A 22,522-nucleotide genomic window follows, 5' to 3' on the forward strand; every position below is an offset into this window, starting at 1 on the left:
TTTCAGAGAAAGGCCTCTGCATGCATCAAACGAGACAAAAGCAGCTATTGAACTTAGGAGATACTAGTTTTCGCAGGCACGACTATGCAACAGTGCTGCCGTACTGCTTAGCAACTTTGCTCAAACTTAGAATTGATAATCGAGAAGTTTCTTGGAATGGAAATCCCACAATTCAAGCTGAGTATTACAAGTCACTTTTGGACAATTCTGATTTCTTCGCAGAAAGCTCAGACAGAAGCAGACTTAGTCAACGTGGTCGAACGAACACAAATATATTAGTCAAACTAGGACTTTGTACTCCCGATAGAGTTGTAAGTCAAGTGGCAAAAAACTGGATTGATACTGAGTCCAATATCAAGCAACCAGATCAGATAGAGAATCTGATTGGGCTAAAGAAGGACAATCTCCTCTATTTACGGCAACTGCTTAAATTAAGGTTTTACGACCAAGAGCAAAGACACTACGTATATCCTTTTCGTTTGATTATTAAAATATTGTCTGTTGTTGAACGGATGCCTCAGGATATGTTCTCGCTATTTTTCTTTGCAATTACACCCTCTTTGAGCAAAGATTCGATAAACGAATTAATCGAAATAGCCTCCACTTACAACAACCGCAAGCCTGCGAAGGACGAAAAGGAAAGGATTAAAAAGAAACTCTGTGAAATCATTCCTGAGTCTTGCCCTACCGGGGATAAAACACGGAACGACATTAATAAACTTTTCAGCAAAAATAACTTTAGCTCCCCGACTCTCGATAGCTGTTCCGATACCTTTACAGATCTCTTCAAAAATACGTTCTACAACCATAAGAGTCCGGATGCTGTTTCAGAGTATTATCTATTCTTTCATTTTTTGATGCTCTTCAATACAGCTCATGATTCACAAACATTAATGGAACTCAAGCAAATTTCAAACAGACGTTCTATTCGATCAGCGTTTGCAGCGGGAGGAAAGTTGTTCCAATCCGGAAAACAACCGCATGCAGGCGTACAACAGTTTCTTGACGCGAACAGTTCTAGTATCTTTTTACAACAACCTCTTGATTTTTATGCAATTTACATGCAGTTCATCTATAGCAAGAACGCATCATTGAGAGCCGAATACCTTGATATGAGCAGTAGAATAATGCTATTGTCCGGTATAATTACAAACATTAGCGGACAATTCAGCTTGCGTTATTCTAAATTGTGGAAAGATCTGTTTGATTATCGCGATGTTCCGCTGAATGGACTGGATTCGTATAAGGCCTATGAACAAGACAAAAGTAGCATATTCTACAGCGATCAATCAGTGATAGATATTCTAGGCTATTCTACAGATCTATGTAGGCAATTCTTAGACGACTTCATTGAAGAATCCGATGTAGCCACTTTAGAAGACTTGCAACGACAGTTCCAGAATATACAAAGTGATCGATTCAAGGATCTGATTCGATCGGTATTTCCTAAAAACAAAGTCATCGACATACTACGGAAGATCGATCAACATAACGATCAAGACAAATCTGTGGCACAAAGTGCTGATAGATATGTAAAAAGAAACGTGACCGATGCGACAGACATTCCGACAATATTTGAGTATATCCTTAATATTGCGTGGTTTTATCTTTCAAACGAAAAAGTAGACCCCTTTACTTCAATGAATTTGACGTGCGACGGAAACATGCGTCCTTTGACTCACGCCTCAGGGGGTGCGGGGGACATTGAAGTAAGACAAAGCGATTCTGTCATCGTTCTTCTCGAAGCTTCGCTAATGAATGGCAACACCCAAAAGCGAGGCGAGCTGGAACCTGTAATCAGACACTCAACGAATCTTACAATTGATAATCCTGACTGCTGCGTGCAGACGATATTTTGCTCAAATGCTATAGACAATGATGTCGCCAATATTTATAGAGCCACTAGCAATATAGAGCTTTATCACTCTTCACGAAAGGGAGCTGCGCCTGCTGATGGAGTTAATATTTTTGCAATCACAATACAAGAGCTGATCACTTTTCTAAACGATGATCGTCTGAGTGCAGATGTTCTCTTACGAAAGATTTATGATTTTGGCCAACAAGATCGGAACGCTGTAAATAGATGGGAATGGGGAAACTGGAGAGAATTACGTATCAGATCAATGCATGAATGGTGAGACCATATCTAGAAATAATTTCCAAGAGCGGGCGACGGGAATCGGACCCGCCTCTGAAGCTTGGGAAGCTTCCATTCTACCAATGAACTACGCCCGCAAATCCGGTTACCAGGATCAGACCTCGGCCGACCGTATGCGAGACACTATGGTAGCAGGTCTCGGCGATGTGCGCGAGTCACCAACTCCGGGCACGATTGCGAGGCAGTTCTTCACTTTACTTTCAGACCGTGCCGTCAGGCTCGATCAAGTCAGCCACCACTGTGCTGCAGGCCCCAAGCAAGGCGGCATCCTCACCCAGGGCCGAGCGATCAACCACAAGGGGCCGCCGGAAATCAGTAGCCAGGGCATCATTCATGGTCTTCTCCATGGCGCTCAGGAATATGCGGTTGACCACCCTGGAGTCCCCCAGGACAGCCACGCGAGGAATGTCCATAAGGCCGACAGACATAGTCAAAACACGGCCCAGCAGTTCACCTGCCCGCCGCAGAATGTTGGCTAGTTTGTCGGGATCCCGGTCCATTGCAGCAGTCAGCTTGGGAACGCTGATCAGCGATTCCAAGCAGCCGCGCTTGCCGCAGCGGCACTGAGGACCAGAAGGGTCCACCACCACATGGCCTATCTCGCCAGCCGCGCGGTTACAGCCGGTCACCAGTTCACCGGAGACCAGCAACCCTGCTCCCACTCCATCGCCCAGATGGACCAGCAATAGGTCGGACTGGCCTGAGCCGAACTGCTGCTCGGCAAGAACCTCATTATTGGCGTCGTTGTTGACCGTCACCTCCAAGCCTGTCTTCTCATGAAGATAGCCGCGCAGGTCAGTCTGAACCCAACCAAGGTTGGTGGCATCATCCACAACTCCTTCAGCGCTGACGATGCCAGGACTGGATACGCCGATGCCCATGACGGGGTGGGCCGCACGCTGCATCAATGAATCAGTCAGCTCCCCCACCAAGTCCAGGGGGACCTTGCCGTCGGCAGTCAGCGGGATCTCTTCACGCGCCACCACCTGCCCGGTCAGATTGAGCACCGCCCCCCTGAAGACGTAGGGCGTGGAAAGGTCCAGGGCCAGGATGCTGCGTCCGTCGGGATTGATGCGCAGCAGCCGCCCTCGCTTGCCCGGGCCAGTGGATTTGCTATAACCCACCTCCATGAGCAGATGCTCGCTCAGCAGCTCGGCCACGATGTCTGATATGGCGACCCTGGTCAACCCGGAGGCACGGGCCAGATCGGCTCTGGTCATACTGACATCGGGGTAGAGCAGCTTGAGCAGGATGGCTCGATTGTGGTGCCGCACCGACTTGGGGAGCGCCTTGGAAAGGTTACCGGTATTGTTGGTCATGATTCGCCTGATGATAGATATTGCGGGAACGGGGACCCGCCACGGGGATTAGACATTGAACCCCGTGACCATGCCCATCCATGTTTGCTCCTTATATTGTAAACTTCCTTGCTCGGACAGGTCCAGACCTCGCCATTGGGGCACCGAAAGAAGTTTGTTTTCAAGCCTGCCCACCAGCATCACAGACAAGACCACGAAAAGGCATCCAGAAAAAGTTTAGATTCCTAACAATTACGTGTTAGGCTGTAACAAGATAGCGGGAGCAGCTGCACCCCCCGCCGAGCAAAGGAGCGATCGCCATGACCACGACACCGAACCGTTCGGGAGTCTCACCGTCCGCTACAAATCCCCAATACCTGCTGGACAACGAGAACTACCGCGAGCGCGCCGGCCGCATCATCGATCCGGTCATTAGCTGGACAAAGAGCAGTCAGTGGCACATTCCCGAGCGTTTCAAGATCGACCGGCAGACTGACCGATTCAAACCTTACGGGGCAACGCCGGGTCACGGAATCGAATTGGTCAGGAAGATCCGCCAGTACGCCCTGACCCCCTACAAGAATCCGATGGTCTCTGCCGCAGCCATCAAGAGTCCCTGCGGACAGGGACGCGCAGACCAGGCCCAGGCCCGCTGAGATCCCATGGCAACATCGACCCCGCGTCCCAGGGCGGACACAGATAGCATCCAGGCCGACCCGATCAGCTTGGGAATTGACATCGGCGGCACCAAGATCGAGGGCGTGGCCTTGGATGGCGACAAGCATCTGCTGGCCTGCCATCGAATCCCTACACGCGAGGGCGGCCAGGAGGTTCATGACGACACGGTGACGCTGATTCGCCACCTGCTGGATCAAGTGGGACCGAATCGGGGCTCAGTTACCGTAGGACTCGGCATCCCGGGGCGCGTTGACGCCAACCAGGGAATAGTGGACGACGCGGTCAACCTGGGCATCCGTCACATGGCTCTGGGCCCTGCCATCGCAAAAACAACCGGCCTACCTGTCCGAGTCGAGAATGATGTCAACATCGCTGCTTTGGGAGCTGCATCGCAGGCTGGCGGCACCCTGATATCCCCTGAAACGACGCCTCATTCCGAGGCCGCCCAAAATAAGGCCAGACACCCTGCTTCAGAGCCTGGACGAGACGCCCCCAGGGCCCTGCCCGACCAGGATGACCATGTAGTGGTTTTCATCAACCTAGGCACCGGCCTGGCAGCGGGCATCATCCGCGGGGGCCGAATCGAACACGGAGCCAGCGGGGCAATCGGCGAGATTGGGCACATCCCAGTGGACTCCCACCAGTTTCCCTGCAAGTGCGGCCAGCGCGGCTGTCTGGAGACTGTGGCCTCAGGCTCGGCCGTGGAAGCCCTCTGGCCGGGAATCACCCATCCCCTGCCTGACTTGATCGCCCAGGCAGGCCAAGGGAACCAGCGCGCACAGGAGATGCAGGAAACCATAGGCCATGGCATTGCCCTGGCCGTACAGATCGTGGCTTTGACCATCGATCCCGCAGTCATCATCCTTGGCGGCGGTATGAGCAGGACCGGTCAACCCTTGCTTGATCTGGTCACCGAACATCTCAATAAAAGCGCAGCCCGCAGCCACTTCATCGCCTCACTGAGCCTGCCCGAGCGTCTGCGTCTGGCCCCAGCTGACCTGCCTATCGCAGCAATCGGCGCCGCCTTGGCAGGACGCATGGCCGCCGATGGCCGCCCATCCGACTTTATTGGAAAGGAAATTGCATCATGACCGAAATCATCATCGTCAAGTCCCAGGAGGAAGCCGGCGAAATCTACGCCCGCTGCACGGCCGACCTGATCCGGCGCAAGCCCGACTGCGTGCTGGGTCTGGCCACCGGATCCAGCCCGCTGGCGGCATACCAAGCGCTGGCCGATCTGGTCCACAAGGAAGAGATTGACGTATCTCAGGTGCGCGGGTTTGCCCTGGACGAGTACGCGGGGCTGGATCCGGCCCACCCTCAGTCCTACCGGTCCACCATCGACCGGACAGTGGTCGAACCCTTGGGCCTGGACCCTGCCAAGGTGAGGGTGCCCAATGGAAACCTGGATACCATCAAAGACGCTGGCCGCGCATACGATCAGGCGATCGAGGACGCTGGCGGCGTCGACCTGCAGATACTGGGCATCGGCACCGACGGACACATCGGCTTCAATGAGCCTGGATCCTCCCTGGCTTCGGGCACCCGCATCAAGACCCTGACCGAACAGACCCGCATCGACAACGCCCGCTTCTTTGACAACGACATGGACCAGGTACCCATCCACTGCATCACCCAGGGAATCGGGACCATCCTCAAGGCACGCCAGCTGGTCCTCCTGGCCTTCGGGGCTGGCAAAGCGGAAGCCGTGGCCGAGAGCGTGGAGGGTGGCATATCATCCTTCTGCCCGGCCTCGGCCCTCCAGATGCACCCTCACGCCACCGTGATCGTGGACGAGGCCGCCGCCTCCCGGCTGCGCAACCGTGACTATTACAAGTGGGCATATGCCAACAAGCCTGACTGGCAGTCCATCTGATTGTCCCGATCGGCAAAGCACAGAAGGCAAACCAAAAACATGTCCAAGGAAGCATACGAGTCGGCGGGGCTCGCGGTCGAGTCATCCCTCCATGGACCGGCCCATCCCCTTATTCTGACCGGCGCAAGGCTGATAGATGCCCGAGGCACCAGGGAAGATAGCTGGATTTTGGCCTTGGAGGGCAAGATTGCAAAGGTCGGACAGAGCAGGGAGAGCCTGGAATCCGCTCTGAGGGCCGCTGGCCTGACCAGCCTGCCCCTCACCTTCCAGCCTGGAACCAATGCGCACGATGCGAATACGGACGGCGTAGAGTTCATCGACGCGACCGGCTTCATCCTCACCCCCGGGTTCATCGACATCCACTCGCATGGCGGCTGGGTTCACTCCTTCGATGACGGGGACGAGGCCATTCGCACAGCCAGGGCCTGCCATATGATCCATGGAACCACCAGGCAGGTGCTCAGCCTGATCACCAACCCGGTCGACACGATGTGCACCAATCTGCGCTCGGTCAGGCGGGTCATGGACTCCAGACCCGACGTACTGGGCGCCCACTTGGAAGGGCCCTTTATTGCCCTCTCCCGTAAAGGGGCGCACGATCCCAAGTGCCTGCGCGACCCTGAACCTGCTGTTCTCGACAGTCTCCTGGAGGCCGCCGACGGTTGCATACGCCAGGTGACGCTGGCCCCCGAGCGCGACCATGGCTACGAGGCCATATCCCGCCTGGCTGGATCCGGTGTTGTGCCTGCGGTCGGCCATTGCGATGCCGACTACGACCAGACCCGCCGCGCCTTCGATGCCGGCGCCCGCATACTCACTCACGTCTTCAACGCCATGAACGGCATCCACCACCGTCAGCCAGGACCCATTCCGGCCACTGTGGAGGACCCCCGGGTCACGGCCGAGCTGATCAACGACGGTTTCCATGTGCAGGACCCCTGCGTCGATCTGGCCTTCAGACTCTTCCCCCATCGGATAGCCCTGGTCACCGACGCCATGGAGGCCACCGGCTGCGAGGACGGCGCCTACAAGCTGGGTTCCCTGGACGTGACAGTGAAGGGCGGCCACGCCCGCCTGACCTCCAACGGAGCCATCGCTGGTTCAACGCTGACCCTTGACGTGGCAGTCGGCAGAGCAGTCCAATCCATCGGCCTGCCAGCCCCCCAGGCCGTGGAAGCCGCAACGCTGACACCTGCCCGGGCCCTGGGACTTGACCGTCCCAATCCGATTACCGGCTCTCCACTGGGCCTGCTGGCACCCGGCTATGCTGCCGATCTCCTCCTCCTGAACCCGGCTGACTGGTCCGTCAAAACCGTGGTCTGCAACGGGCGCAGAATTCAGATCTAAAGACGGATAGCCAAAAGCCTCCGATTCCTCGTTGCCTCTATGACAAGCTGGATTCTTCGCAGCTGAGGGCACTAAGGCAGCGGGGAGGGACCACCGCTATCAGCATGCGCATGAGTCCGTTGATCTCTCAGTACCCCACCTGGGCTCCACGCCCGGAATTCACCTGGGTCTGCTGTCCCATCTCCTGGCTCATCTGCATCAGGCGGGCTATGCGCTCATCGGTGGGCGGATGGGTGGAGAAGAGCCTGCTGAATCCCCTGACCGAGAAGGGATTTTCTATCATCATGGCAGCGGCACTCTGGGTGCCGGCTGTCTGTGGCATAGGCGTGGCCTGAGACCCGTAGGATATTTTGTTCAGCGCCGATGCCAGAGCCGCCGGGTCCCCAGTCAGCCGACTGCCGTCCTCGTCGGCGTCATACTCACGGGTGCGGGAAATGGCCATTTGGATCAGGGAGGCGCCCAGGGGGGCCAGAATCGAGCTGATCAGCACGCCCAGGAGGCCGAAGACGCCGGAATCGTTATCCCTGTCCCGGCTGTCGCCGCCGAAATACATGAGGGAGTAACCCAGGTAGGTGATGACTGTGGCCATGGCCGAAGCCACAGCAGAGGTCAGAATGTCATGGTTGTAGACATGCATGAGCTCGTGGCCCAGCACCCCGCGAATCTCACGCTCGTTGAGGATACGCAAAATCCCCTGGGTGCAGCAGACGGCAGCATGGCGCTCGTTGCGGCCTGTAGCGAAAGCATTGGGCGAGTCGGTGGGGGCAATGTAGATGCGTGGCATGGGCTTGCCGGCCCTCCCCGACAGTTCTCGGACAATCCGGTAGAGGTCGGGGGCCTCCTGCTCACTGACCGGCCGGGCGTGCATGGAGGCGATCGCCACCTTGTCGGAGAACCAGTAGGATCCGAAAGTGGTGGCCAGGCCTATGAGGATATAGATGCCCAGCGCCCCCTGGCGACCACCGGTCAGCCACCAGATGAGCATAATAACGGCCCACATGAGGGCGAACAAAAGCGTCGTTTTCAGGCCGTTGAAATGTCCGTGAACCTTCAGCTTGCCATTCATGAATTCTATGGTAGACAATACCGCTGAATTTTTGCTGAACGACCGCTGAAAAGATGAGGCTGGCGATGTCCCCTCTCCATTTCAGAACAATACGATTGGATCTCCGCTCTTCTTGTCATGAGGCTTAGGAACATACCGGGCTTTCTTCAACCTCCCGTTTTCATCGAAGAACCGACGAAGATTCATGGTCCTTACCCCAAAATGATCTGCGATGTTAGGAATCTTGGGCTCTTTCTTCATGTGCTGCCCCTGTTGCAGCGGGACCCGGGCCTCGTCCGTCACGATGACTGCTCCCTCGACCTTGGCCACGGCGATCAGCCAGGGATCCGCCTTGCTCTCTGGCTCCCAACATTGGCGTGACTCTTCTGCGTAATACCCGCAGGTGACCAGATAATCCTGGATTTGCGCATAAACCTGCGCATACCTGTCATCCTTATGACTTATTTGGCGGCCTTTGAACACTGCACGCACCCAAAGATCCAGCATATCGGGATCAGCGGCTTGCTCGTTGACCAGCTCTTCGTAGACAACATCCACCATGGCAATCGCCTTGTCCTCAGCCAGCTTTTCCATCCATCGCCAGAAGGGGTGAAACTCCTTGTAGTCGAAAGGATGGTTGAGCCGGTAGGAGGCGATGAAGATGTTGGAATCAGGCAGGTAGAGGGTAGCGGTCATATCAGCTTCTTTTCACGAATCAACCCCTGATAAGACTGCGAAGAACGCACTCCCACCAGATCGAAGCCCTCAGTCGGAGCCAATCTGCCCCCGTCCATGGCGGCATTGACCAGGCGGACGAAACCGGTGTCAACCCTGGAGGCATTGGTCCTGTTGCCATTACCATGGGTTTCCTGCTCCTGACGATGAGCAGTCTTGTCCTGAAGATGCCGATCCATTCGTGCCCGCAGTTCCTCGAGCGTATCCTCGTCAGTCAAGCCGAACTGATGGGCCTGTATCCCCATGGCCAAGGCACTCAGATGGAAGTCGTCAGCTATAGACTCCGCGGCGTCCGCCGGCACCTTGCCCGCGTCCAGCTTCTCCTGCCAGAGCCGCCGGAAGTACTCATCGCCAATCACGGCCTTTACCACCGCCCGGTTTATCGCGCGCTCCGTGGCCTTGCGGTCCCCTTGGCCGCCAATGCCGTCGAAGAGCTCCTGAGTGCCCAGCAGTACGTGCCCCACCTCGTGAATCAAGGTGAAGATCATGCCGTCAAAAGAATCGTTTCTGTTGATGAACACCAGCGGAGCCATGTCGTCGATCAGCACGAATCCCCGGAACTCCTGCAGATCCAGCTTGCGGGATCTGGTAGAACCCACCTGGGAGTTGAGCATGATCATGATGCCCGCATCAGAGGCGCGTTCCTTGAGCTGACGGAAGCGATCGCTGGAATTGCCGCCCTCCCAAGCAGAGCGCCCATCCAACCCAAGGGTGGAGCGAAGCGCATCAGCCAGGGCATCGCCCTGCTCGGCATCGCGCACCGAACCGACCAGTGGGTTGGCATCCAGGCCGGACTCAAGCAATTCATCCCTGGCCCACTCCTGCCTGAATCGCATCTGGTCTATGGTGTCCTGCAGGTTTTTGCTGGGCTGCACAGCCGTATTGCCTACGGTCCGGTACTGGACCAGAGGCTCAAGGCGGCGAAGGGGCACAACCGACCTGACCAAGGCGCCGAAGGGCACATGCAGGGCCCTGCTGAGCTGCTCAACCTTGTTGAAGGATACGGACACGGGTCCCTTGGATTCCAACCAATCCGGCAACTGGCCAAGCCCACGGCGCTGAGACAGGGCGGCTGGATCGGCATCGCTCTCCTCAACGGCCCACTGGAGGGTGGCCGGATAGAGAGTCAGATTAGCCATGTCACGCTCCTTCGATTCCGTGAGGGGCTCCACTAATAATGATAGCTGCACCAGGCCTGTCCGTCTGCTGTAAGCGCCCAGTAGTGGATGCCAAGAAAACAGGGCCTGGGTGAGGATTCATGAACCTCATCCAGGCCCTGCCATTGCCGATCTAAGAGCGATCGCCTACTCGCCGTGGGCGAGCTGGCGGAGCTGGTCGGGGTCGATGACCTTGATGTGCTCGCGGCCGGCCTTGGCGCCCTCGGCCCGCTCGTAGGCATCCACCCGCTTCCAACCGGCGAAGTCGATGGGCTGGATGCCCTTGTCCGCCAGGAAGCGATCAATCGAATCGTCGTCACGGTCCTTGGCGAAGCGGCCACGAGTCGGGCTGGCGGCCAGGTCATCCAGCATGTTGCCAATGGTCTCCAGGGCATCGGATTTGGTGGATCCGATCAGACCCACAGGTCCCCTCTTGGCCCAACCCGTGGCGTAGAGACGGTCGATGGGTCGGCCGTCCTGCCCCTCGGGAGCAGTGGTCACACGACCGTGGACGTTGGAGAGGGTATAGCCGGCGAAATCGTAGGGAATGCCGGGAACCTCAGCCGGCTTGTAGCCGATGGCATGGTAGACGGCCTGAACCGGGTACTCCTCGTACCGGCTGGTCTCCTCCATGGCGCCCTCGGGCGTGACCGTGGTCTTCTCCACCCGAATGCCGGTCACCTTGCCGTCCTGGCCGATGATAGCGGCTGGCATCCGGTAGAAGTGCATATAGAAACGGCGGTCGGCGGGGTTGCCCTCGAAGTCGACGCCGCCGTCCTCAGCCATGTCCTCGGCCATCTCCCTGATGGTGAAGAGCTCCTCCAACATCTGCCGGGTCAGCTTGTCGGCACCGGCCCGGTCGATGGTCTCCTGATCCACGTCGAAGTCTTCCTCGTCGATGACGATTTGCACCCCGGGCAGCTTCTCCAGCTCGCGCAGCTCCTGGACCGAGAACTTGGCCTGGGCCGGGCCGCGACGGATGAACATGTGCAGTTCGCGAGCCTGGTTGCCCTGAATCCCCTGGTAGACGTTATCGGGGATGTCGGTGCCCAGCAGGTCGTCGGCCCGCCGCATCAGGATTCTGGAGACATCCATGGCCACGTTCCCGCCTCCGATGACGGCCACCTGCCTGGCATCCAAGGGCCAGTCCTGGTCAGCGTCGGGATAGCCGTCATACCATTCGACGAAGTGGGCGGCCCCGTGAACGCCATCAAGCTCATGCCCGGCAATCTCCAGGGGGCGGTCGTCCACAGCGCCGGTGGCGAAGAGCACCACATCGTAGCGCTCAAGCAGGTCATCCAGGTTGACGTCCTTGCCGAACTCCACATCCGCATAGAGATGGATCTCGGGGTTATCCAGGGTCTTTTCCAAGGCGCCGGCGATGTACTTGATGCTGGGATGGTCCGGGGCCACGCCGTAGCGGACCAGGCCGAAGGGAACGGGCAGCTTCTCGAACAGGTCGATCCGGGCCCGGTCGCCCAGACCCAGGTCGGCACCCTTCTGCCGAAGCTGCCGCAGCAGAATGTCAGAGGCATAGACCCCTGCAGGTCCTGCGCCTATGACGGCCACGCGCAGGGGTGAGTCGGCTTCCTCGCCGCGGGCCGGTGCGGGCATGGTGGAATCGTTGACATTATTATCGCTCATGCTTGTCAGCCTAACGCAAAGCGACGGTCGGGAACAGGGCCAGACGGACTCCATCCCCGGGACTTTCACCAAGCGTGGCATAGCCTCAGTCCCGGTCTATCAGCGCAGTCAGGGCCCAGAGAATGGAAACCACGTCGATGGCCTCCTGCGTGAAGGCGCCGACAACCACCGGGATCAGGTCGAAAGCGGCACAGAGCATACCCACCGTAGCCAGCGTCAGCCCCAGCATGACCGCCTGGAGCATGACCCGCTTGGTCCTGCGGGCGATGGTGATCGATCTAGGCAGGCAAGCGATGTCGTCATTCATAATTACGGCCTGCGCAGACTCTGATGCGGCCGTGGTAGTTCCGTCGGTAATGGCCATGCCCACATCAGCGGCAGCCAGGACCGGGGCATCATTGACCCCGTCCCCCACCATCATGGTGATGGATTTGGTCACTGATTCCCCTAGGAATTTAGACAGCCAGATGTCCCAGAAAGGCTGCCGGTTGGGCTCCTCTTTGGAGGCCTTAGCGATCAGATCGGCCTTGTCCTCAGGGAAGAGACCAGCATGCACGTCGGTGATGCCCACCTGATCTGCGATGATCCGCGCCGAGGCCTCCTTGTCGCCGGTGACCATGGATAGACGGGTGATGCCTAACTCCCGCAGCTGAGCGATGGTCTGAGCGGCATCCGACCTGGGCACGTCTTTCATGACGACCCGGGCAGCCAAGGCGCCATCAACAGAAATGTAGGAGGCCATCTCATCAGGTGCCAGGGGGCCGAATAAATCGCTTGGATGCCCGTCAGCCACAAACTGCGCTCTGCCCACCTTGACCTGATGGCCGTCAACCAGTCCCTGGACCCCGTTGCCGGAATCCTCACGAACCTCCCGCGCATGAAGATGGATCTCACCATTGCCCTGTGCCCGCAACCGCTCCTTGGCGGCAGCCCCGGCTTCGGCGATCCCGTTGGCCAGGATGTGAACCGAATAGGACTCCACAGCGCCCGCCATGGCCAGAATCCGGTCTGTATCGACCTCCTGCCCCCCACCGTCAGGCAGGTCGATCTGGGCCACTTGGGGACGTTTGACGGTCAGCGTGCCGGTTTTATCGAAGAAGATATGCGAGACCCGACCCAGATTCTCGATCACGTCCTGGGTCTTGATCAGCAGCCCCGCCTTAGCCAGCCTCCCGGTCCCGGCCATGTAGGCCACAGGGGCGGCGATCAGCAGAGGGCAGGGAGTGGCCAGGACCAGGACCTGGGCAAACCGGGTCGGTACGCCGGAAATGATCCAGGCCACGCAGGCGATGATGAAGGCCACCACAGTGAAAGGGACTGCCATCAAATCCGCTGTTCTGACCACTGCAGCCCGCGAGTTCTGGGCGGAGCGCACCAGGTTGAGAATTCGCTGGTACTGGGAGTCCCGAGCCAGCTGCCGGGCCCGCATCAGGAAAGTGCCCGAGCCGTTGACCGCTCCGGACATGACCTGGGCATCCTGGTAGAGCCTGCGCGGCATGGGCTCACCGTTGATGGTGGACATGTCCAGGGTGGCGTTAGGGCTGATCAGCTCGCCATCGACGGGCACAGTCTCGCCGGGCTTGACTACCAGGAGGTCGTTCAGACGGACCTTATCGACCGCCACCGTGCTCCAGTCGCTCTCCTTGGGAAGGCCATGCTCCCCCTCTTGCAGGTCAGACTGGACCACGTGGGCCACCTGGGGTGCAGCCTGGACCAGTACGGTCAGGTTGTTCTGCGCCTTGTTCCCGGCGTACTGCTCGATGGCATCGCCTGAGTAGAGCATGAGGACTACCGCCCAACTGGCCCAATACTGCCGGACGGCAAGGGTGGAGAGGATGGCCACCACGGCCAGGATATCCACACCCACGTGGCCCTGGCGCACATCATCGATCATCCCCTTGAGGGTGTCTACCAGCGAGACGGCCACCAGAGCTGCGACCAACCATTGGGCGGCCTGGCGATAGGGGTGCCAGAGCAGGCCCATAACCAGTCCGCAGGCCAGGACCACCCAAAGCATGGGGACCTTCTTGGCGAAACTCAGGATTCTTGACATGACCACTTCCCCGCTCCGGGCTTGGCCACCCGGCAGCTGCAGCCGGATCACGGCTCTCTTCTGCTCTTGACATATCAAGCCTATACCGCGCTAGGGCCAGCAACGAGCGGCAGTACGACAAGGGGCCGCACCTGCCATGTGACGGATGCGGCCCCAAATTCAGTACCGGATCACTGCCCGAAGAAGAAGCGGAAGGGATCCATGGAGTCATCGTCGCCCGAACCGCCCTGGTCGGAGTCGCCGTCCTGACCGCTGCCGTCCGAGTTCTTCCTGTTGGTCCTGGGCTTGCCCTGCACGGTCTGCTCCTCGCTGTCCAGGGTGGCGTTCACCTCGGCGGTCTTGCCGTCGCGCACCACGGTGATCTTGACTGAGTCGCCAAAGGCGGCAGCTCGAACGAAGCCCAGCAGAGAGTAGTTGTTGTTAACGGCATGGCCGTTGAAGGCCACGATGGTGTCTCCGACCTTGATTCCGGCCTTGTCGGCCGGGGAGCCCGAAACCACATTGGTGACCTTGGCGCCGCCGCGGGTGACCCCGTCGGCCTGGGCCGTGCTGCTTTGGATGGTGACGCCCAAGGAGACGTGCTTGGCCTTGCCGTCCTTGATGATCTCACCGGCAATCCGCTTGACCAGGTTGGACGGAATGGCAAATCCGATGCCGATGGACCCTGCCTCAGACTTGGAGGAAGCCATGGAAGCGATGGATGAGTTGATCCCGATCACCTCGCCAGCCGCGTTGAAGGTGGGGCCGCCCGAGTTCCCGGGGTTGATGGCCGCATCCAGCTGGACCGCATTGGTCACGATGGGGTTGTTGTTGCTCTCATCCATGACCGAGACCGGGCGGTTCAGAGCCGAAACAATGCCGGTGGTGGCCGTGTTCTCGTAGCCTAGGGGGTTGCCGATGGCCATGACATTCTCGCCAACGGCCAGCTTTTCGGAGTCGGCGAACTTCACAGGCTTCAGATCGGACGGCGCCTGATCCAGGCTGAGAATGGCAAGATCAGCAGTGGTGTCGGTGCCGACAACCTTGGCCGTATACATCTGCCCATTAGAGAGGGTGACGTGGATCTCCTGGGCACCATCGATCACGTGGTTGTTGGTGACCACATGGCCCTGAGTGTCAAAGACCGCGCCCGATCCGGCCCCCACCCCGCTCTTGGTCTGCACCTGGATGGAGACCACGGACTCGGAGACCTGTTTGCTAATGTCCTGCCAGTCAGGAGCCTGGCCGCCCTGGACCTTGGCAGTGCCCTGACCCGAGGAGTTGGAGGAGACTCCGCTGAGCGAGGAGGATGAAGGCAGAGTGATCCATCCGTTGGACAGTGCCGCCCAGCCCAGACCCAGCATAAGAGCTGCAGCTACTAGGGCGGCCACCACGGCGGTGAAGACGTACTTGCCCGTGCCGCTCATATTGCTGCTGGCGTTATTGGCAGGACCGGGTCGGCCGTTGGGGCCGCCGGAGCCGAAAGGCGCAAAGGGTCCCTGGCCCGAGGGTTGCCCACCCTGAGGGTTCTGCCCGGCATTCTGGCCGGGCTGGCCCGGCTGGCTCGGCTGACCGTTCTGCCCGAACTGGCGTGGTTGTCCGTATTGTCCGAAGTAGTTCCGCTGAGGACCAGAGCCATATCCCTGATGAGTCTGCTGCTGACCCTGGTCGGCGGTCCCATTGCGTCCGTCGTTAGCGGATGGGCGCGAGCCTGCGGGAGCATAGGCTCCATACTCCGGCGCTGGCCGATAGTAAGGCTGCTGCTGCGTCTGCGCATCCTGACCTATGGTCGAGCCGTTGGCAGCGGAGGCCGAAGCCCCGGCGCCGCGATCGTCATTCGACCCGTTTTCCCTAGTCGTGGCCCGGGCATCAACGCCAGACACGGAGATAGGGGTCGTGGGCCTCTGATCCCAGGCTTGGGTCTGCTGATTGCCTTCTTCGGGTAGGGAGGTTTGCGCAGAGTCGGTCTGGTCCTTGGAAGCTTCCGCCTCCCGCCCCTGATCGGCGGCCCCGCGCTCGATGTGGCTTGGCTGCCAGGACTGACCGTCGTCGTCGCCCCTCCAAGGGTCGACCTTGTGCTCTTCAGCCATTTCTGCTCCTTCGGATCGATGCCGCTGCCTGCTATTCGGTCACGCTTGTCAATCTACCCCGTCGCCAGCGCTTTTTGCTGTTTCCGGCTGACAGGCGAAGAGGGTCCTCGCATGCATTGCTACTAAGTCTAGAGCTGGAATGCTGAATATTATCTGGACATTGCATGAAAGTCATATCGACTGCCCACCGGGCAGCAGAGGACGGTTGGATGTCTTGGATACAGTGGAGCCATGAGCCTGATCACCAACCCGCTGGGAGCCACACCGGGCCGACCCGGCGACCGCACCGCTTTCTCATTCGAGACCCTGAATCGCCTGTCCGACACCCCCGAAGGCCTAGGACGCAATGGCCGCCGCTACGGCCGCACCGGCATCATCCACACCCCTCACGGAGACATCCACACCCCTGCATTCATTCCCGTGGCCACCCAGGCGGCCATGAAGGCCGTCCTGCCGGAACAGATGCGGCAGCTGGGCGCCCAGGTCCTTCTGGCCAATGCCTTCCACCTGTTCGAGCGCCCTGGCCCCGACATTCTGGACCAAGCCGGAGGCCTGGCCCGGTTCATGAACTGGGACGGCCCCACCTACACCGACTCGGGCGGCTTCCAGGTCCTCTCGCTGGGGGCGGGGTTCAAGAAAACCCTGGCCATGGACGTGACCGGCATGAAATCGGACCAGGTAATAGCCGAAGGCAAGGAGCGCCTGGCCTTCGTGGATGAGGACGGGGTCACTTTCAAGTCCCCGCTCAACGGCGACCGGCACCGCTTCTCAGCCGAGATCTCCATGGGCATCCAGCACCGCATCGGCGCCGATATCATGTTCGCCTTCGACGAGCTGACCACCCTGATGAACACCCGGACCTACCAAGAGCAGTCAGTGGAACGCACCTTCCGCTGGGCGAAGCGCTGCGTGGACGAGCACCGCAGGCTGACCCAGGCGCGGACAGGAAAACCCTATCAGGCGCTGTTCGGCGTGGTGCAAGGGGCCAACTACGAGGATCTGCGCCGACGAGCCGCCCGCCAGATCGCATCCCTGGACTTCGACGGCGTGGGCATCGGGGGCGCTATAGAGAAACGGCTGCTGGGACAGACCTGCGCCTGGATCTGCGACGAGATGCCCGAATCCCGACCCAGGCATGTGCTGGGCATCGCTGCTGTTGACGACATCTTCGCAGGCGTCGAGAACGGCGGGGACACCTTCGACTGCGTATCCCCGGCCCGCTGCGGCCGCAACGGGGCCGTCTTCACTCGCGACGGCCGCTGGAACATCAAGCGCGCCCAGTTCAAGGCCGATTTCAGACCCATCGAAGAAGACTGCGACTGCTACACCTGCACCCACTACTCCCGCGCCTACATCGATCATCTGCTTCGCGCCCGTGAGCTCAACGGCTACACGCTGGCCACCATCCACAACGAACGCTTCTTCGTGAGGCTGCTGGACGAGATCCGCCAGTCCATCGACGGCGGCTACTTCGACGAGTACAAGAGGGAGACGCTGGCGAGATTCTACGCCCACGGATCCAGAGGCTAAACCAACACGCCATTATTGCGCCCCGCAGACAACCGTGCTAACGTTTCCAGTTGTCTGCGAACGTGGCGGAATGGTAGACGCGCTGTCTTCAGGTGGCAGTGAGCTGATGCTCGTGAGGGTTCAACTCCCTCCGTTCGCACGAAACAAGACGCCGTCAGCAAGGAATTCTCCCTGCCGACGGCGTCTTTTTATATCCCGTCCTGCCAAGCGGCTTTCACAGGCGAGCGGCGATCATCTCCTTGATTTTCCCATCTTCCGCATTGGCCATGAAGTACTCTGCGAAATGCTCGCCGGAAATGGTCTCTTTAAGGAAGCCCTGGTCAATCCGCTCCAGCACCTCTGGCAGAGGACGATAGACCTGATTCTTTATGTCACGCAGGATTCCGGCGTTGCGACGCTCCGGCACTGCACGCTCCTTGGGGTAGCCGCCTCCGGCTGGCTCGGCAAAGAGACGCTCGAAAATCAGCTTCAGGTTCAGCTCGGCTCCCCATCCAAACCCCTTGGCGAAGGGGATCGAGAGGGCATTGCCCCCGTTGATCTGGCTGAACAAGTAGGCATCAGTCGGATCCACGGCCAGACCGCAGACCACGCCGGGGAAACTGTTCAGGGCCGTCATGGCTCCCTGGCCAGTTCCGCATCCGCTGATGACGAAATCAGCCGCCTTGCTGTTGAGCAGGATCGAAGCCAGCAGGCCATTCTGCACGTAGGTCAGCTGGCTTTCCCCCTCCTTGCCGTACATGCCATAGTTGAAGGCCTGATGCCCTTTCTGGTCGCAGACCTCCTTCAAGGTCGCGAAAATCAGGGCGTTCTTCGAGGCCTGTGAGTTCTCGTTGATCAACGCTACTTTCATGCTCTGCTACTCTCCCTCATCATTGATTGATCTCATTGCCTGCCTGAACCCATGCATCCCCTCGGGCGGGCAGCCCGGAAGCTTCTGACTCCCGCCCTTACTCAGGCTGCTTACCGATATAAGCCAGAATGCCGCCATCAACATACAGCACCTGCCCGTTGACGAAGTCCGATGCCGACGAGGCCAGAAAGACCGCAGGCCCCTGAAGGTCCGAGGGATTGCCCCATCGGGCTGCGGGCGTCTTCGAAACGATGAACTGATCGAAAGGATGCCTGGACCCGTCGGGCCGACGCTCACGCAAAGGCGCAGTCTGCGGAGTGGCGATGTAGCCAGGTCCGATGGCATTGCACTGAATGTTGGCACCGCCGTATTCCGCACAGATGTTGCGGGTCAGCATCTTCAATCCGCCCTTGGCGGCCGCATAGGCCGATACGGTCTCTCGCCCCAGCTCGCTCATCATCGAGCAAATGTTGATGATCTTCCCGTGTCCCTGCTGGATCATCCCCGGCAGAACGGCTTTGGAAACTATGAAAGGCCCGGTGAGGTCCACATCCACCACCTTGCGGAAGTCCTCGACAGTCATGTTCAGCATGGGAATCCGCTTGATGATGCCGGCATTGTTGACCAGGATGTCGATGGTGCCGACCTCCCTGTCAATCCGGTCGACCATGTCGGCCACGGCACCCTCATCGGTCACGTCGCACACATAGCCCCGTGCTGGGATACCTGCCTGCCTGTAGGCCTGGGTTCCCTTATCCACCGACGAGCGCCTTGAAGCATTGAAAACGATGGTCGCGCCCGCCTCATGCAGGGCGGAGGCTATTGCGAACCCGATTCCGTACACGGCACCGGTTACCAAGGCCACCTTCCCTTCCAGAGAGAACCTCGACATGGAGAACTCTGCCATGATGACCTCCTCATCACCGACTGTTGCGTCCGCGGAAACTATGTAGCGTATGTCGCATTCGCAGACGTAAAAGCCGAACAGCACCACCGCTGGACTGGCTTGAAAATATCAGGCAACGAGTTCTGCGACAAGAAAGTTGCAGGCGCTTTCAAGCTCACATTCCCAACACTCCGGGCCGAAATTCCAAAAGAGAGGGCTGGGCTGCAAAACGGTAGGATGTTCAATGAAACCAGACCATCAACGAGGAAGGCACCATGGTTCAGACCCCGTCAACACCACTGGAGTATGCCCAGGCAGCGGTCGACACACTCCGCCGTACTTATCCGAACCCGGCCGACCTGCCGCCGATCCGCCATTTTCACTACCATCAGGGCGTCCTCCTGTCTGGAGTGCACCAAACCTACCTGATCAACAATGACGAATCCTATCTGGAGTACATAAGGGGTTGGGTCGAATCCAACATGGATGACCAGGGCCACGTGCTCAACCACGATCCCGTATGCTTGGACGACATCCAGCCAGGCATCCTCCTCTTCCCTCTCTATGACCATTTCGGATCACCCCGTTACAAGACGGGACTGGACCAGTTGGCCGACGAACTTGGAACCTATCCGAAGAACGACGAGGGCGGATTCTGGCACAACGACGGAGTACCGCGGCAGATGTGGCTGGACGGGCTCTATATGGGCGGCCCCATAATGGTGGAATACGGCACCCGCTTCGGCCGCATGAATCTGGTGGACGAGGCCGTCAGACAGGCCCTTCTTATGCAAAGAAAAACCCGCGTGCCTGAAACCGGGCTCTGGCGGCACGCCTATGATCCCGATCGGAAAGAACCCTGGGCCGACCCTGTAACAGGCCTCTCGCCCGAATACTGGGGGCGGTCCATCGGCTGGGTGCCCATGGCAGTGGTCAATGAACTGGAACTGCTGCCACAGGACCACCCAGGCCGCGAGGATCTGCGAAACCTGGTCCGCGACTTGCTGACTGCCGTCTGCCGTTATCAGGGCCCAGACGGCCGCTGGTGGCAGGTTCTCGACAAGGTTGGCAAAGAGGGCAACTGGCCTGAGAACTCCTGCACCTGTCTCTTCGTGGCCGCCATCTGCAAGGCCGTAGACCAGGGCATTCTGGACAAGGCCTATCTGGAAGCGGCCAGCAAGGGGTATGAGGGGGTCATAAAGAGCCTTGAATGGCAGGGAGATGACCTCCTCATCGGCGACATCTGCATAGGAACCGGCCCCGGCAGCTATGAGGAATACTGCCGGCGACCCACCAGCATCAACGACATGCACGGGGTGGGCGCCTTCCTGCTCATGTGCGCAGGGATGGAACGCATCCGGGCCTAGTCTTCTGACTGTTGTAACTCCTCGTCCGCTTCAATGTCCTGGTCGTCGAAGACCTTGCGGCCCTTGTAAAGATCGAGATCCAGCTCGTTCTCGGTCCTGGCCACGATGACTGCCGTGTTGGCGGCGCCAGCCACGTTCACCAGCGTGCGGCCCATATCCACAATCTGGGAAATAGGCTGCATGATAGCGATGAAGGGTACGGGCAGGCCAGCCGCCGTAAATAGGGAGGTGGCGGTGATCGTGGCTGTACCGGGCACGCCCACCGTCCCCACGGAAACCACCAGCGCAAAGACGATCAGGAGAGCGAAGCGCAGGGGGGAGTAAGGAATTCCCTGAGCGTTGATGGCGAAGACCGCCAAGAGAACGGGCCAGAGCCCGGCGCATCCGGGCATGCCCAGATTGGCTCCCAGACTAGCCACGAAGGAAGCCGTCTCTTCGGGAACGCCGGCCGAGCGCAGCTGACGGACCGTGACAGGAATGGTGCCGATACTGCTCTCAGACGTGAAGGCCACCACGCCCGCAGGCCAAAGGGAGCGGAAGAAGGGCAGAGGATTGACCCGGCCGACCAGGGCCAGGATCAGGGGTTGAACCAGGAAGAGCTGAATAGCCAGACCCAGGTAAGCCACCAGAAGAACAGCAAGCAGAGGCAAAAGACTCTTCAGGTTGCTGCGACCGATGGCGGCGGCGATCAGGGACAGAACCGCATAGGGGGTGAAGCCGACCACGATTTGGGTGGCCTTGGAAAGGACCACATTGCCTGCTTCCACGAAAGCCTTGAAGGGAGCCACGCTCTGTTCACCGCGCGGGGTTGAGGCGGCCTTGTTCAGAGAAACCGCCAAGAGGATGGCGAAGATCACCACAGGAATGACCTGGTTCTGAGCCCAGTTTTCCGCAAGGTTCGAAGGGAAGAGACCGACCAGGGTGTCGATCACTCCTGGCACCTCGCGAGGCTTGACTCCCTTGGGCAGGGCCTGGTTGAACCCCTTGCCGACCTGGAAGAGCAGCCCCAGAACCAGGGCGACCACGGCGGCTGTGAAGGTGTTGACCAAGAGCAGAACGATGGTCTTCACACTGATGTTCTTCAGCCGACCAGACCCGCCGATACGGCTGATGCTGGCGATGATGCTGAAGAGCAGGAGCGGCACCACGAGGGCCGAAATCACCTCGGACCAGACGTTGCCGAACGCCCCCACGTAGGTCGTGTGACCGGAGAAGCCCACACCTACCAGGATTCCCAGCACCGTCGCTATGATGACCCGCCAGCTGAAGTTGACCTTGGTCCTCCTGCTCAGCAGGGCCAGCCCTGCAAAGAGAATGACGACCACTATCAGGGCCGCCCAATCCCAACTCGTTTCCGACATTGCCTCTCCCCTCCGACCTCTCATTCCCCAGGACCGAGCGGCCCAGGGTTGGAGTTCAATCTAACAGGAGAAAGACGAGAGTCCAGCGATTCTCAAAAGAATGCCTATATCCGTTGCTTATGGACTGCTATTCCCGGGCGGATCAGGCTTGTCTGACGAGGGTCGCTAGGAGCGGACCAGGCGGGCGATTGCCTCGGAGGCTTCCTCCATCTTTTCATCGGCCTCCTCGCCTCCCTTTTCGGCAGCCTCCCGGACGCAGTGGTTCATGTGGTCGTCCAGCAGGGTCAGGGCCACCGACTTCAGGGCGCTGGTCGAGGCGGCTATCTGGGTGAGGATGTCGATGCAGTAGGTGTCCGACTCGACCATCTGCTCGATGGCCCTGACCTGGCCCTCGACACGCCGGAGTCTGGTGATGGTCCGTTTTTTGTCGTTGGCATATCCGGGCAAGGTTACTCCATTCCTATTCAT

Annotated in this window: 17 protein-coding genes, 2 tRNA genes and 1 pseudogene; 8 read left to right on the forward strand and 12 right to left on the reverse strand. The window is 59.1% G+C overall.

Annotated features, from left to right (window positions below; all coding sequences use genetic code 11):
- The first annotated feature begins 20 nt into the window (after positions 1-20).
- Complete coding sequence (locus tag ACGG9J_RS04345) at positions 21-2,138, forward strand: AlwI family type II restriction endonuclease (protein WP_390133953.1); 2,118 nt, start codon at positions 21-23, stop codon at positions 2,136-2,138.
- A 26-nt stretch (positions 2,139-2,164) separates the two neighbouring features.
- On the opposite strand, the gene ACGG9J_RS04350 is transcribed toward ACGG9J_RS04345, so the two are convergent.
- A tRNA-Gly gene (locus ACGG9J_RS04350) sits at positions 2,165-2,235 on the reverse strand.
- A gap of 123 nt (positions 2,236-2,358) precedes the next feature.
- Positions 2,359-3,477 carry an ROK family protein gene (locus tag ACGG9J_RS04355; RefSeq protein WP_390133955.1) on the reverse strand — a complete coding sequence of 373 codons (1,119 nt, stop codon included), beginning with the start codon at positions 3,475-3,477 and terminating at the stop codon, positions 2,359-2,361.
- Positions 3,478-3,845: 368 nt separating this feature from the next.
- Between ACGG9J_RS04355 and ACGG9J_RS04360 the strand changes: the two are divergent.
- The 4 genes and pseudogenes from ACGG9J_RS04360 to nagA form a co-directional block, all read left to right on the forward strand.
- Positions 3,846-4,028, forward strand: a pseudogene (locus ACGG9J_RS04360) (AGE family epimerase/isomerase); the annotation flags it as partial.
- 90 nt (positions 4,029-4,118) lie between these two features.
- A complete protein-coding gene (locus tag ACGG9J_RS04365) occupies positions 4,119-5,225 on the forward strand; it encodes an ROK family protein (protein WP_390133957.1) in 1,107 nt (368 codons plus the stop codon).
- A complete protein-coding gene (nagB, locus tag ACGG9J_RS04370; protein ID WP_390133959.1) occupies positions 5,222-6,010 on the forward strand; it encodes a glucosamine-6-phosphate deaminase in 789 nt (262 codons plus the stop codon). The genes ACGG9J_RS04365 and nagB overlap by 4 nt, the downstream gene beginning before the upstream one ends.
- A gap of 39 nt (positions 6,011-6,049) precedes the next feature.
- Positions 6,050-7,357 (forward strand): N-acetylglucosamine-6-phosphate deacetylase, encoded by a 1,308-nt coding sequence (gene nagA, locus ACGG9J_RS04375; RefSeq protein WP_390133961.1) that lies wholly within the window; start codon positions 6,050-6,052, stop codon positions 7,355-7,357.
- A gap of 127 nt (positions 7,358-7,484) precedes the next feature.
- On the opposite strand, the gene htpX is transcribed toward nagA, so the two are convergent.
- The 6 genes from htpX to ACGG9J_RS04405 form a co-directional block, all read right to left on the reverse strand.
- On the reverse strand, positions 7,485-8,423 hold the full coding sequence (htpX, locus tag ACGG9J_RS04380; RefSeq protein ID WP_390133963.1) for a zinc metalloprotease HtpX: 939 nt from the start codon (positions 8,421-8,423) through the stop codon (positions 7,485-7,487).
- 81 nt (positions 8,424-8,504) lie between these two features.
- The gene (locus tag ACGG9J_RS04385; RefSeq protein WP_390133965.1) at positions 8,505-9,098 is read right to left on the reverse strand and encodes a DUF4411 family protein; all 594 of its coding nucleotides are present in this window, start codon (positions 9,096-9,098) and stop codon (positions 8,505-8,507) included.
- Positions 9,095-10,276, reverse strand: a complete 1,182-nt coding sequence (locus ACGG9J_RS04390; RefSeq protein ID WP_390133967.1) for an ImmA/IrrE family metallo-endopeptidase — start codon at positions 10,274-10,276, stop codon at positions 9,095-9,097. The genes ACGG9J_RS04385 and ACGG9J_RS04390 overlap by 4 nt, the downstream gene beginning before the upstream one ends.
- Before the next feature lie 165 nt (positions 10,277-10,441).
- Positions 10,442-11,908, reverse strand: a complete 1,467-nt coding sequence (locus tag ACGG9J_RS04395) for an FAD-dependent oxidoreductase (protein ID WP_390135309.1) — start codon at positions 11,906-11,908, stop codon at positions 10,442-10,444.
- Between the two features lie 115 nt (positions 11,909-12,023).
- Positions 12,024-13,991, reverse strand: coding sequence for a heavy metal translocating P-type ATPase (locus ACGG9J_RS04400; RefSeq protein WP_390133969.1), 1,968 nt, complete (start codon positions 13,989-13,991; stop codon positions 12,024-12,026).
- A gap of 170 nt (positions 13,992-14,161) precedes the next feature.
- Entirely contained in the window at positions 14,162-16,060 is a 1,899-nt protein-coding gene (locus tag ACGG9J_RS04405) for a trypsin-like peptidase domain-containing protein (RefSeq protein ID WP_390133971.1), read from the reverse strand.
- Between the two features lie 231 nt (positions 16,061-16,291).
- On the opposite strand from ACGG9J_RS04405, the gene tgt reads away from it, so the two are divergent.
- Together tgt and ACGG9J_RS04415 are read left to right on the forward strand one after the other, a co-directional pair.
- Complete coding sequence (gene tgt, locus ACGG9J_RS04410; protein WP_390133973.1) at positions 16,292-17,590, forward strand: tRNA guanosine(34) transglycosylase Tgt; 1,299 nt, start codon at positions 16,292-16,294, stop codon at positions 17,588-17,590.
- A gap of 56 nt (positions 17,591-17,646) precedes the next feature.
- Positions 17,647-17,729: transfer RNA gene (locus ACGG9J_RS04415), tRNA-Leu, on the forward strand.
- Positions 17,730-17,804: 75 nt separating this feature from the next.
- On the opposite strand, the gene ACGG9J_RS04420 is transcribed toward ACGG9J_RS04415, so the two are convergent.
- Positions 17,805-18,440: an RpiB/LacA/LacB family sugar-phosphate isomerase gene (locus ACGG9J_RS04420; protein WP_390133975.1), complete on the reverse strand. Its 636-nt coding sequence runs from the start codon at positions 18,438-18,440 to the stop codon at positions 17,805-17,807.
- A 97-nt stretch (positions 18,441-18,537) separates the two neighbouring features.
- Positions 18,538-19,347, reverse strand: coding sequence for a gluconate 5-dehydrogenase (locus tag ACGG9J_RS04425; protein ID WP_390133977.1), 810 nt, complete (start codon positions 19,345-19,347; stop codon positions 18,538-18,540).
- 254 nt (positions 19,348-19,601) lie between these two features.
- Between ACGG9J_RS04425 and ACGG9J_RS04430 the strand changes: the two genes are divergently transcribed.
- Entirely contained in the window at positions 19,602-20,693 is a 1,092-nt protein-coding gene (locus tag ACGG9J_RS04430; RefSeq protein WP_390133979.1) for a glycoside hydrolase family 88/105 protein, read from the forward strand.
- On the opposite strand, the gene ACGG9J_RS04435 is transcribed toward ACGG9J_RS04430, so the two are convergent.
- Positions 20,690-22,054 carry a dicarboxylate/amino acid:cation symporter gene (locus ACGG9J_RS04435; protein ID WP_390133981.1) on the reverse strand — a complete coding sequence of 455 codons (1,365 nt, stop codon included), beginning with the start codon at positions 22,052-22,054 and terminating at the stop codon, positions 20,690-20,692. The genes ACGG9J_RS04430 and ACGG9J_RS04435 overlap by 4 nt on opposite strands.
- A gap of 165 nt (positions 22,055-22,219) precedes the next feature.
- Positions 22,220-22,501 (reverse strand): metal-sensitive transcriptional regulator, encoded by a 282-nt coding sequence (locus tag ACGG9J_RS04440; RefSeq protein ID WP_110416674.1) that lies wholly within the window; start codon positions 22,499-22,501, stop codon positions 22,220-22,222.
- Positions 22,502-22,522: the final 21 nt, after the last annotated feature.

This window comes from Bifidobacterium apicola (genome assembly GCF_042846865.1).
In the GTDB taxonomy this organism is placed as follows: domain Bacteria; phylum Actinomycetota; class Actinomycetes; order Actinomycetales; family Bifidobacteriaceae; genus Bombiscardovia; species Bombiscardovia apicola.